Annotated in this window: 7 protein-coding genes; 3 read left to right on the top strand and 4 right to left on the bottom strand. The window is 53.4% G+C overall.

Annotated features, from left to right (window positions below):
- Positions 1 to 43: 43 nt before the first annotated feature.
- The 4 genes from J7I43_RS14750 to J7I43_RS14735 all read right to left on the bottom strand — a co-directional run bounded on the left by J7I43_RS14750 (position 44) and on the right by J7I43_RS14735 (position 7,135).
- A complete protein-coding gene (locus J7I43_RS14750; RefSeq protein ID WP_209146487.1) occupies positions 44 to 1,474 on the bottom strand; it encodes a RagB/SusD family nutrient uptake outer membrane protein in 1,431 nt (476 codons plus the stop codon).
- An 11-nt stretch (positions 1,475 to 1,485) separates the two neighbouring features.
- The gene (locus tag J7I43_RS14745; protein ID WP_209146486.1) at positions 1,486 to 4,977 is read right to left on the bottom strand and encodes a SusC/RagA family TonB-linked outer membrane protein; all 3,492 of its coding nucleotides are present in this window, start codon (positions 4,975 to 4,977) and stop codon (positions 1,486 to 1,488) included.
- Between the two features lie 252 nt (positions 4,978 to 5,229).
- On the bottom strand, positions 5,230 to 6,429 hold the full coding sequence (locus J7I43_RS14740; RefSeq protein WP_209146485.1) for a FecR family protein: 1,200 nt from the start codon (positions 6,427 to 6,429) through the stop codon (positions 5,230 to 5,232).
- A 106-nt stretch (positions 6,430 to 6,535) separates the two neighbouring features.
- Complete coding sequence (locus tag J7I43_RS14735) at positions 6,536 to 7,135, bottom strand: RNA polymerase sigma factor (RefSeq protein ID WP_209146484.1); 600 nt, start codon at positions 7,133 to 7,135, stop codon at positions 6,536 to 6,538.
- A gap of 351 nt (positions 7,136 to 7,486) precedes the next feature.
- Between J7I43_RS14735 and J7I43_RS14730 the strand changes: the two genes are divergently transcribed.
- The 3 genes from J7I43_RS14730 to J7I43_RS14720 all read left to right on the top strand — a co-directional run bounded on the left by J7I43_RS14730 (position 7,487) and on the right by J7I43_RS14720 (position 12,640).
- Positions 7,487 to 8,044 carry an RNA polymerase sigma-70 factor gene (locus J7I43_RS14730; protein ID WP_209146483.1) on the top strand — a complete coding sequence of 186 codons (558 nt, stop codon included), beginning with the start codon at positions 7,487 to 7,489 and terminating at the stop codon, positions 8,042 to 8,044.
- Positions 8,045 to 8,179: 135 nt separating this feature from the next.
- Positions 8,180 to 9,163: a FecR family protein gene (locus tag J7I43_RS14725; protein WP_209146482.1), complete on the top strand. Its 984-nt coding sequence runs from the start codon at positions 8,180 to 8,182 to the stop codon at positions 9,161 to 9,163.
- A gap of 198 nt (positions 9,164 to 9,361) precedes the next feature.
- Complete coding sequence (locus J7I43_RS14720) at positions 9,362 to 12,640, top strand: TonB-dependent receptor (RefSeq protein WP_209146481.1); 3,279 nt, start codon at positions 9,362 to 9,364, stop codon at positions 12,638 to 12,640.

Genomic DNA, 12,640 nt, shown 5'->3' with positions numbered 1-12,640 from the left:
CGCCGGCCATTCCGGCGCCATATATGGAACAGGGAAAAACAGTTTACGGGTTCAGCGGCCATTCCGGGTTGAATATCGTGGCGTTGGGCCACAACTGGCGCAGGTATTGATCGCTGCCGGGCAGCAATTCATGCTCCACTCCTTCGGCTGTATGTTTAACGGTTTTGCAGAAACGGGCTTCTTTGTTCAACCGTTTCAGGTCGATCACGCGGATGCCGGTAAATGCCATTTCCCTTCTTCTTTCTTCCAGAACAAAACGTAACACTTTTTCAGCGTCGTTGTCGAAGTCCGCGGGCGTAAAGGCTTTATACGCCGCCGGCACGATCCTGTTCTCCCGCAGTTTGTTAACGTCTGCCAGGGCTTCCGCCAGTTTGTTGTCGCGGGCGAAACATTCCGCGCGCACGAGGTACATTTCGGGCACATTGAGATAGTTGCTGTAATAATCGCCGCGCAGGAAGATCTTCACGCCGTACCTGTTCATATAATTGAACGGCGGTGCGGGCGGCCATCCATCTGCGTAATACAGTGTCCAGCGTTTGTCGTCGTTGGAGAAAAGCGCAGACAGTTCCGGGGATGCGCAAACGTCCATCCCAAGGCCGAAAGGCCGCAGGAAATGCCTGGCCACGATGGTTTCCTTGTTGCGCTGCGCGTCGGGAATGTCCGTCCAGCCGAGGGGCGCGCCCGGCACATTCGGGAAAGGCCCCGGGATGATGATCTTATAATCATTCATATCGGCCAGTTCGCTTTGCAGGGAAAGCGCCAGGTCCGCATTTTTGCGGGCGTTCACATAATCGCCCATAAAGAGGTAAGTTCTCGCGAGCAGCGCATACCCGCCGGCTTTGCTGGCCCTGAACTTCGTCAGTTTATTTTTAACGGGCAGATCGGCGATCGCGGCGTTGGCGTCGCTCAGCACCTGGTCGTATACTTCCTGTACGGAGTTCCGTACAAATTTTGCATTGATGTCCGCTATCAGCGCGATGGGAATGCCGGGCTGCGAAGCGGCGGTGGCGGCATCGTAGTGATGCGCATAGATGTTCACCATTTGCAGGTGCTCCATGGCACGGAAAAGATAGGCTTCCGCACGAACGCTCTTCCGGTTGGCGTCCGTTCCTTCCGTAGCTTCCATGATATTATTGATGACCGTGTTGCAATAGAAGATCCGTTTGTAACCTTCGCTCCACATAAAATCGTTGTTGCCCTGGTCGTAGGGAGACGTGTTGAAGGTGTAGATCAGCCTGCCATACGGCTGTTGTTTCGAATAAAGATTGCCCGGCTCGCCTTCGGGCAGGAAAGCGTCGTCAGACATCAGGTCCCAGTACTGGTCCCCGAAATTGACCATCGTACCGGAATTGAGCATATTTTCGAAATCACTCACCGTTACCGGGATGAATTTGTCTTTCGGTTTAATGTCCAGGAACTTGTCGCAGCCGGATAATGTTATGATAACAATGATATACAGATGTAATCTCTTCATGATTCCTCGTTTTAGAATGTGATGTCGATACCCGCCATGTAAACAGGCATCACGGGCAATGATCTGTTAGCATAAGTGCTGGCGAGCACGTACGCTTCCGGGTCAATGTCCGCATCGTTCCTGTACCAGCTGAACGGATTTTGTACCTGCAGCGTCAGCTTGGCAGACGACAGCTTTTTAATACGCGACAGCGCCGGCGCAAAGTTGTAGGACAATGCGATATCCCTTACTTTGATATAATCTCCCTTCAGCACGTTCTGATCGTTAGCGAACCAGATCAGGTTGTAATATTCGCGGCCGCTTCCGCTCAGATCGGGCGCGGGCAACATTCCAGGCACATTTTCGTCGCCCGGTTTACGCCAGAAGTTCATCGTTCTCGCGTCTACGTTCGTTTTGCCGAAGTTGTTCTGTATCGGGCCAACCACATCCCGCATCACGTTGCCGCCGTTGGCGATGATCATGACGCTGAGTGAAAACTGTTTGTAGGTAAAGCTGTTGGTGAGCCCCATGGTGTATTTCGGGCGAAGGGTGCCGCTGTACGCCAGGCCGTTGATGTCGGTCATATTCGCCACGACGGTGCCGGTCTGATCGTAGTTTGTCACCACTTTACCTTCCGCATCGTACAACATCACGGTGCCGTTGGTGGGGTCGAGCCCGGCGTATTTGAAGCTGAACAACGCATCCATCGGGTAACCGATGCGGTTCACGCCGTAACCCGCCGTGAGCAGGTCGTATCTCATATTGCGGAGATTGATGTCCGTCATCCGGTTTTTGTTAAAGCTCAACGCCAGCGTGCTGTTCCAGGAGAAATGTTTCGCATTGATGTTCTGCGTATTGAGCGCCATTTCGAAACCTTTGTTTTTCATGCTGCCGTAATTGATCAGGGCGTAAGGAAAAGCATTGGTAGGGTCGGTCAGCTTCTCACCCAGCAGATCGGTGGAATTGCGGATGTAATAATCCATCGATCCGGAGATACGGTTATTCAGCACGGCAAAATCGATCCCGATATTGGTGGTGGCGGTTTTCTCCCATCGCAGGGATTTGTTGGGCGGGAAAAGGATATCTGTGGCGGTGGCATTCGCTTCGTTCATGAAAGTGGAGCGCGCCTGCAGAAAGGGGCCTACGTTCCGGGCCACGTTGCCGCCGAGCCCGTAGGTGGAGCGTACGCTCAGGCTGTTCAGCCAGCGGATGTCTTTCATAAAGTCTTCCTCCGTCAGTCTCCAGCTTGCGCCCACCGACCAGAGCGGCAGGTAGCGGTAGCGGGGGTCTGTGCCGAAGAGGTTGGAATTATCGATCCGCGCGCTGCCGGTAAGGTTATATTTTCCGTTGAAGGTATACCCGGCGTTGGCATAAGTTGAAATGTACCGCTCTTCAACATACGTGAAATTGGTATTGCCGTTGAAGTTCCAGAAGAAAAGACCGTTCAGCGACTGCGTTCCTTTGAGGCTGCCCAGCGCAGGTTCGTCCACGGGTTGGAACTGGAGATTGTTATCGTTGTAACCCATTTTGAACAGCGAAGTGGTGGCGTTGGAGATGGCGCGCCGCTCTACGCCGGCAAGGGCCGTCAGGCGATGCCTGGGCGCTATTTCCCGGTCGAAGTTGAGCTGCGCCCGGGCTGTATAGGATTTGGAATTCCCACGCGTTTCATAAACCTGTCCGCCATTGGGGACATTATATATAATTTCACCGTTTGCGTCGATCTGCGCCGCGTCGTTGATCAGGTTTTTGGCGTAGTAGGAACCGGAAGTGTAATATTGTTTATCGTAGCTGGTGCCGCGTTCCGTCTGGTATTTGAGATCGAGCGTAAGCCCGGGGATGATCTTAATGGTGAAACCTCCCTGGAGCCTGAAGTAATTGGACCAGTACGACAGGTCGGCCTTGTCCATTTCGTCCAGCGGGTTAAAGGTTTCGTCGTGCAGTCCCAGGGCTTTTAATCTTTCGATCTCATAGCGGGATTTCAGTGTGGTGAACGGCGCGGAGCTGCCATCCGGGTTCCTGAGGATCTCGTACGGCATGTTCCGGTAAAAACTTTCCGGGCTTTCGCGGATATATTTTCCGTTGCGGATGTTGGTGGTGGCGCCTATTTCGGCATCCAGCCATTTGAACACTTTTACATTGTCTCTCAGTCCGATGTTCACATCCTGGTTCCGGGTTTGCAATCCATAGCCGCTGTTGCCGGTATAGTTCATGAAGATGTTATACCGGTGAACGTCGTTGCCGCCGGTAGCGGAAAAGCTCTGGCGGTGTTTGATGCGGTTGCGCATGTAGAGGTCTTCCAGCTGGCTTTGCCCGTCGTAGCCGCGTAAACGGTCGAGGGTTTCGTCCAGTTCCGCCTGGCTGATCAGGCCCTGCTCGCGGTCGTACAGCGCTTCCAGCGCTTTGCTCGAGCCACCGCGGCGGATAGCGTCGTTGTAGGAAGGATGCCATTTATTAAAAAGTTCCTCCTGCATATCCACCATCTGCTTTGAATTAAGCAGGTTGAGATAACCGGCGTCGGGTTTGCCGGTGACAAATGCCGTGCTGCTGAAGTTCACGGTCAGTTTTCCGCTGTTTCCCCGGCGGGTGGTGATGGAGATCACACCGTTAGCCGCCCTGGTACCGTAAATGGAGGCTGCGGCCGCATCTTTCATCACGGTTACGTTCACCACGTCTGCCGGGTTGATGTAATTCAGATCCCCTTCATACGGAAATCCATCCACCACGTACAGCGGGGCCTGGTTGCCGTAAAGCGTGGAAAGACCGCGGATGGTGGGAGTGCCGTTCTGCATAAAAAGGCCCGGCACCGTGCCTTCCAGCCTGTCCATAAGCCCGGTTTCCATCCTGGCGCCCAGCGTTTCTTCGGTGATCACTCTGAAAGAACCGGTGGCGCGCTCTTTGGGAATAGACTGGTAACCCGTATTGGCGGTAATGTTCAGTTCGGTTAAAGTGGAAGAAAGAACAGACAGCGTAATAATGCCCGCATTGCCGGATTGCAGCATGGCGCGCGTAATGGCGATCTCCCTTGTTTTATAACCGATGAAACTGATGCGGAGGATATTGCCCGCCGAAACAGGCAGGGTAAAATTACCTTCTTCGTTGGTGGCGGCGGATTGGCGGGTGCCCATCACCAGCACCGTAGCGCCGATGAGCGGAACGCCCGTGCTGTCGGTTACCCGCCCGGTCACCGGCGAGCCTTTATCTTCCGGCGTTTCGTTTCCCGCGGTACGCATGGGCTTGCTGTACAACATGATAGTGTTGTCCGCGATCTTATAATTGAACGGCTGGTCTTTCATGACCAGGTCGAGGAAGTTGGTGAGCGGCATATTTTGCACGGATACCGATACCGTGCCTGCTTTTTGCAGGAGCTCCGATTTGCCCCATACCACAAAACCGGTCTGTTTTTTAATGGTGGCAAAAAGTTTTTTCATCGGCACATCCCTTCCGGAAAAGGTGATGGACTGTGAAAAAGTGCTGGCAGATACATGTAAACAAATGGCGAGAAGGAGAAAGCTGGTAAACTTCATAATCCGGAGCATTTTGGTTGGGAGCCGGCATGGCATGTCCCAACGGCTCCAATAAGCAGTTTTTTGCATAGATTTGCAACGTTTGGTTGTTAAAAAGGAGGTCTCGAAACCCGTTTTGATCAACCTGCAATCTTACCCGGGAGTGTTAGCGCGCTTCCGGTTTTTTTGTGCGGTCGATTGTTTGTTTTAGCTGAATGTATTTTATCTCATGTGTAATGTTTCAGTTTACGGTATACCGGGATAAATTATTAATTAAGGCATTACGATCAGTCTGCGCCCTTCTTCCAGGCGAAAATGCACGTCAGACCTTTCCAGGCCGGTCAATACGTCGGAGAGTTTCAGTTTCCTGCTCATTTCCCCGAAAAACCGCACGTCCGGCACATTTCCTTCATACACTACCTCCAGGTCGTACCAGCGTTCGAGCTGGCGCATCATTTCCCGGAGGCCCACCCCTTCGAAATTAAAGAGGCCGTTTTTCCAGGCAACGGCTTTGTCCACATTCGCGTTGCGCGTTACGTCCATGCCCGCGCCACCCGCCTGTAGCTGATCGCCCGGCTTCAGCACCACCGCGCCGCCGTTTTTGCCGTCGGGCGATATTCTCACGGCGCCCTCCACCAGCGTGGTATAACTATTCGTTTCGTTCGTATAAGCATTTACGTTAAACACGGTCCCCAGCACTTCCAGCGATATTTTCCCGGGAACCTTTACCCTGAATGGTTTCGCCGCATCTTTCGCCACTTCGAAATAAGCCTCGCCTGAAACCTCCACGCTCCTTTCCTTTCCGTTGAAAGCCACGGGGAAATGCAGCGAGCTGGCCGCGTTGAGCCATACTTTGGAGCCGTCCGGCAGCACCACTGCAAACTGCCGCCCTTTGGGCGTAGTAAGGGTATTGTATTTCATTTCCCCCGTACCGGGACCTTCCGCGGTGTATTGCAGCCCGTTATTTTTCAGCACAACGGCGGTGCCGTTCTGACGGGTGATCACGCCGTTGCCGGCGCTGTCCAGCACCATTTCCGAGCCGTCCGCCAATGTAAGGATGGCGCCGTTTTTCCCGGGGCTCACGTCCACCGGCGTGCTGCCGGCCACGATGGGCACGGGCTGCGGCTGATGCGAACGGCTAAGGTACCAGGTACCGGCAGCGATCAGCACGATGGCCGCGGCCGCCCATCCCCATCTGCGCTGGAAATGCACTTTCCGGGCCGGCCGGCTTATTGGGTTTTCGGTCAGTTTATCCGACTGTAGTATCTGGTCTGCCAGCTGCGTCCAATGCTGCGGGTTGTAGGCCGGCAGCGGCTGCTCACCGTGTTCCTGCAGCCAGCTTTCCACCTCGTCGATGGAAACGCCGGGCCCGTCCTGCCCGACCAAAGCCGTCAGTTCGTTCAGTTCGTCTTCCGTGGCGGTATGCGTTGCCAGGCGTTCCAGTAAATATGTTAATCGGGCGTTTTGTTCCATTCAGGCGGTAATTAAACAAAGGTTTTTGTGCCCCCTACTATACCAGACAATCGGGCGGGGCATTGGTACCGAAAAAAATGAAAATATTTTTCCGGGCCGTACAAATTCAGATGAGGAGATCTATTAATATGGCGAGTATCAGCGGGTAACCGGCCTTTTGCAGGGAAGCGCGGATATTTTTCAACGCCATCACCAGCAGGTTTTTTACAGTGCTCACCGCCAGCCCCATGTGCAGGGCGATCTCGCCGGTGCTGAGCGCCTGTTCGCGGCTCAGACGGTAGACCTGGCGTTGTTTTTCGGGCAATTGCCCTACGGCTTTATTGACCAGGCCGAGCAGCTGCCGGAACTCGATCGTTTCCGTACCGGGTAAAACGTTGCCCGCGCTGTCTTTTTCCTGCTCAACGGTAAACATGACCTTATCGCGGATAGTTTGACGGCGAACGTAGTTTACGGCCAGGAAAAAACAGATCTTTTTGATCCAGGCAGCCGGCTGGGTAACTTCGGCAAGCTGGTCGCGGGTTACCCATATTTTAAGAAAGGTATCCTGCACCAGGTCGTCCGCCACCGCCACCGATCCCGTGATACGTGCCGCCATTGCCTGCAGGCGCGGTGCGTAAAGCTCAACGAGGCTCCTGAACGCAGATTCATCGCCGGCTGCAATCCGTTCATACAGGTCAGGAGCATCAATAAAATGGCCTTCGTTCAATGAAGCGATATATTAATAATGAATGTGTTGCACGCCCGAATGGAGAAAACTGAATGGTGAAAAGATGTTGGCCGGATATGCAAATCCGGGAACGAATTTCGTTAAAATCCGCGGGATATGCAATGGTACGGCTATGCCGGCAGCACTTCTTCGTTTACCGGCCTGCGTTGCAAAGCTGGTCTACGCTGCGGAGCGTCAGCCCGGCGATCTGCCGCAGCGCTTCATTACACCAATACAGGCTTTTTTGCAAAGCTGATCAAAACAGCAGGCAGTATTTGTTATCACGCTTATTATTCGTAATTTTTATCTGCAAATGAATACTTTTGTATCGTCGCCAAAACACTGCCGCGTATGCACGACCTTACGAATGAAGAGATTCTGGTATTGATGCAGCAGGGACATGAGAACGCTTTCGAAGAACTCTACAACCGCTATTGGAAAAAACTATACAACGCCATTTACAGCAGAACGAAGTCTGCGGAATGGGCGGAGGGCATCGTGCAGGATTTTTTCACCAGCCTCTGGCTTAAACGGGAAAAACTGCAGATAACCGGCACTTTTGAAGCATATGCGTTTACGGCGGTGCGTTATCACCTGTTTCATTATATTCAGAAAGAAGTTACCAGGAAAAAATACAAAGATTCCCTCAAGTCGCTGCCGGCGAGCCATTCCAATTCCACGGAAGAAGCGGTGCTGCTGAACGACCTCAACAACAGGCTCTCCGGGGCTATCGCCCGCCTGCCGGAAAAATGCCGTTCCGTTTTCGAGCTTAGCCGCCGCCAACACAAAACCAACCGAGAGATCGCCGAAGAGCTCGGCATTTCCGAAAAAACCGTGGAAAATCACCTTACGAGGGCGCTCAGACATCTCCGGCTGAGCCTGAAAGAAATTTTCCTGTTCCTTTTCTGACGCCACACTACTTTACCAGCCTGGATCTTATCGCTTTTTTGCACTCCAACATCCTCTTCCACCGAAAAAAATCACCAACCGGTTAGGGGGTAATGCCGTTTCAACGGACATACTCTATAAATCCATCACCCGACAATGAAAAGCGAAATACCGCACGAGCTTATCGAAAAATACCTTCGCCAGGCCTGTACACCTGAAGAAGAAATGGCGCTGTACGACTGGTACGATTCCCTCGCCTCCGGCGAAGGGCTGGACGGGATCATGCCGCCTTCGAGCCAGCAGGCGCTGAAAGAACGGATGAGAAACAGGATCGGGGCAAACATTGCGGACGCGGAAACACGCTCCGGTAAACGCCGGGCGGTCATCAGGCGTTTGACCTATTCGTTATCCGGCGCGGCGGCCATGCTGGTGCTTGTATTCGGCCTCCAGTTCCTGCTGCGTAAAACGCCCGAAAAGCTGGAAAGCGGCATCCGGGGAGAGATCACCGTTTCCAATACTACTACCGGCATGCATAAACAATTACTGCCGGACAGCAGCGTGGTATGGCTGAGCCCGAACAGCCAGCTGGAATATTCCCAGCAATTCAGCGGAGACAAAAGACAGGTAAGGCTTACCGGGGAAGCGTTCTTCCAGGTCAGGGAAGATGCGCGGCGCCCGTTTATCATATACAGCAACGGCATTGTTACAAAAGTGCTTGGCACCAGCTTCCGCATCAGGTCGTTCGAAAAAACGTCTACCGAAGTGGCCGTGGCTACCGGCAAAGTATCGGTAGCCATCGAAGGCAACAAACGCTCGGAAATGATATTGTTGCCAGACCAGCATGTTACTTATGAGCCGGGAGATCAGCGGCTGGCAAGGGATTCGTCGGCTGCGGCCTCGATGGCCATCTGGAAAAAGGCAGGCCTTTCATTCACCAACACGCCCGTCAGCGAGGTCATCAAAAAATTGAACAGGCAGTTTGGCGTGCAGATAACCCTGAAAGACAAGTCAACCGAAAACTATTCGCTTAATGCGGACTTTACAGACCAAAATCTTCCCGATATTCTTGAAATGATGCAGACATCCCTGAATATCACCTATGAATTAGAAGGCGATCAAATCATCTTTTCCAAAAAATAACGCATGTGATAACATAACCAACAACCAAAAAAAAGCGGTCTGAAAGTGGGTCAGCACTTCCAGACCGTTACAGGCAACCGCCCTGAATGAACACATTAGGCATGTGAAGGGGATTGCTTTGTCTCAGTTTTTTTCAAAAATGAAACATTCCAAGTTATGAAATTTAATTTACAAAATCGCGTCAACTGGTGCAAAATCATGAGAATTACCTTCAGCCAGCTATTGATAGCGTTCACCTTTACCAGCATTGCCTACGCGGGCACTGCAGACGGGCAGGCCATCCTTGACCGCCAGGTAGACCTCTCCGCCAACAGCGTCAGCCTGGATAAGGTCCTGAAAAAACTGGAAAAATCGGCAGACGTCAAATTTATTTACAGCAACGACATCATCGACGCCAGCCAGAAAGTTTCGGTGAACGCACAGGGAGAAATGCTGAAAGCCGTGCTCGACAGGCTTTTGATCCCTAAAAATATCCGGTACCGCGTTGTGAACGACTGCATCGCGCTGAGTTACGACGACCTGCAAGGCCCGCTGAAAATACCGCTGCCCGAACCGCCGGCCTATCTTCCCTCCGTGGCTCCCCGGCACATTGTTACCGGCACGGTTGCAGACCAGGAAGGCAATATGCTGGTAGGCGTTACCGTACAGGCAAAAGCCGGCAGGAACGGCGCCGTAACGGACGCAAGCGGGCGGTATTCCCTCGAAGTGCCTTCCCCCAACGATACCCTCGTGTTCACCTATATCGGGTACAACCGCCTGGAAGTACCGCTGAACGGCAAAACCACCCTCGACGTAAAAATAACGCCCAACTCACAATCGCTGAACGATGTGGTAGTAGTGGGTTACGGTACGCAAAAACGGAAAGACCTCACCGGTTCCATCAGCACCGTCAGCTCCAAAACCATCGAGCGTGGCAACCCCGTGAGCCCGTTGCAGGCGCTGCAGGGCCAGGCGGCGGGCGTTAATATCGCCAAAACGAGCAGCCTGCCCGGCGCGGATTTCCAGATAGATATCCGTGGGCTTGGTTCCATCAACTACGACAATGCGCCGTTGGTGGTGATAGACGGTAATATGGGCGGCGATCTGAATACGCTGAACCCGAGCGACATTGCGTCTATCGATGTACTGAAAGACGCTTCCGCCACCGCTATTTACGGCTCGCGCGGCGCCAACGGCGTGATTATCGTGACCACTAAACAAGGCGTTACGGGAACGGTCCGCATCACTTACGACGCTTACATCGGCATGCGGAAAACCGCGCATCTCCCGGACATGCAGAACGCCGCGCAATGGGCCGCGGCCAACCCCAAAGCCACTTTCACCGCCACGGAAAAAGCAATGGTGGAAGCGGGCAGATCCACCGACTGGATAGACATGATCACCCGCTCCGCGGCCATGCAGACCAATCACGTGCTGGCGGCATCCGGTGGCACGCAGAAGGTCAACTATTATTTTTCCGCGGGTTATCTTAACCAGGACGGTCTTACCCAGGGCATCAATTACAAACGATATACGCTCAACGGCAACATTACCACGCAGCTGAACAAAGTGCTGAAAGCAGGGTTCAACACGAATTACGCGTACAGCGTTCAGAACACCGGCTCCATGGAAACGATCCGCTCCGCGTTCCGCGCGCGCCCCACCGGCGTGGCTTATTACGACGAAGTGCTGGACCCTTCCGAGAGCAGCGACGTTGAATTTAAAGGATACGCGCTCTGGATGGGCATCAACGATCACCAGGTGATCAACCCGCTGATTGAATCGTACGACGGCAACCAGATACTCGAAACCAAATTGTCCCGCTTCAGCGCGAGAGGTTTTGTGGAACTGACGCCCATGAAAGGCCTGTCTATCCGTTCTTCCCTGTCCACCTTCGTGTACGGCAACGGCGTGGGCGATTACCGCGGCACGTTCACCAAAACCAATCTCGGCACCGCCAAACCGACCGCCTCTCACGAAACATCTTCACAAACGTCTTATACGCTGGACAACCTGCTCACTTACAAGCTGAGCCTGGCCAACAAACACAACTTCAATCTTACCGTGCTGCAAAGCGCCTACAAAAGGACCGACGAAAGGTATTTTATATCGGTTAAAGACCTGCCTTACGAATCGAAATGGCATAACCTCGGCTCCGCGGGCACCATCGTGGGCGTTGAAAGCAACCTGGAAGAAAGGGCGCTCCTCTCCTACATGGGCAGGCTCAACTACGGTTTCAACGACAAATACCTGCTTACACTCACCGGCCGCTGGGATGGCGCTTCGCAGCTCGCAGAAGGGCATAAATGGGGCTTCTTCCCATCCGCGGCTTTTGCATGGAGACTGGTAGACGAACCGTTTATCCGCGACCTCGGCGTGTTCACCGACCTGAAGCTCCGCTTCAGCTACGGCATTGTGGGCAATAACGTGGTGCCGCCTTACGGCACAAAAGCCACGCTGGTAAATACCGCGTACGACTTCGGCGGTTCCACGGCCTTTGGTTTTGCGCCCGCGTCCATCGCCAACCGCGAGCTGGGCTGGGAAAAAAGCCGTGAAGCGGACCTGGGGATGAACATCGGTTTTCTCAACGGAAGAATTTCCGCGGACATCGACGTGTACAAAAGAAACACGCTCGACCTGATCGTGCAGCAGCAGCTGCCCACTTCCACCGGCTTCGGCAACGTGATCACCAACATCGGCAAGGTGCAGAACAAAGGCCTGGAAGTAACGCTGAACACCGTGAACATACAAAGCGAAGATTTTAAATGGAGGACCACCATCAACTTCTCCACCAACAAAAACAAAATACTCGAGCTGTATGGCGGCAATACCACGGCGGACGTGGGCAACGGTCTTTTTGTAGGCCAGCCGCTCCGCGCCAATTACGACTACCAGTTCGCGGGCATCTGGCAGCTGGCCGATTCTTCGCATGCGCTGGAGTACAAACAAAAAGCGGGCAACGTGCGCGTGAAAGACCTGAATAACGACGGCAAGATCACGGCGGACGAAGACCGCGTGATACTCGGCTCGGAGCAGCCCAAATGGATGGCGGGCATTCTCAACTCGTTCGGCTACCGCAACTGGGACCTTTCTTTTATGATCTACACCCGCCAGGGCGCGCAGTTCAGGAACGCGATGCTGTCCGGCACCATGGGCGAGATCGGTAAAGGGCGGTACAACGCCCTCAACCTGAACTATTGGACGCCGGAAAATCCCACCAATGATTATTACGGGCTCAACAATCCCGGCCCGTACCGTTCGGCGATCTATTACCAGGATGCGTCTTACTGGCGCGTAACCGACATCACCCTTGGGTACGCAGTGCCGAAAACCGCGCTGGACCGCTGGAAAATAGGCAATATCAGGGTATATGCGCAGGTGATGAACCCATTCGTGTTCACCAACTTCGTGAGCTTCGATCCGGAATACAATTCCAGTACCTATAAAGACGATCTGCCGTCCGTCAATTTCACATTTGGTGTGAACGCTTCATTCTGA

The organism is Chitinophaga chungangae (assembly GCF_017742215.1).
GTDB lineage: Bacteria > Bacteroidota > Bacteroidia > Chitinophagales > Chitinophagaceae > Chitinophaga > Chitinophaga chungangae.
This window is presented reverse-complemented; position numbering and strand designations above follow the sequence as displayed.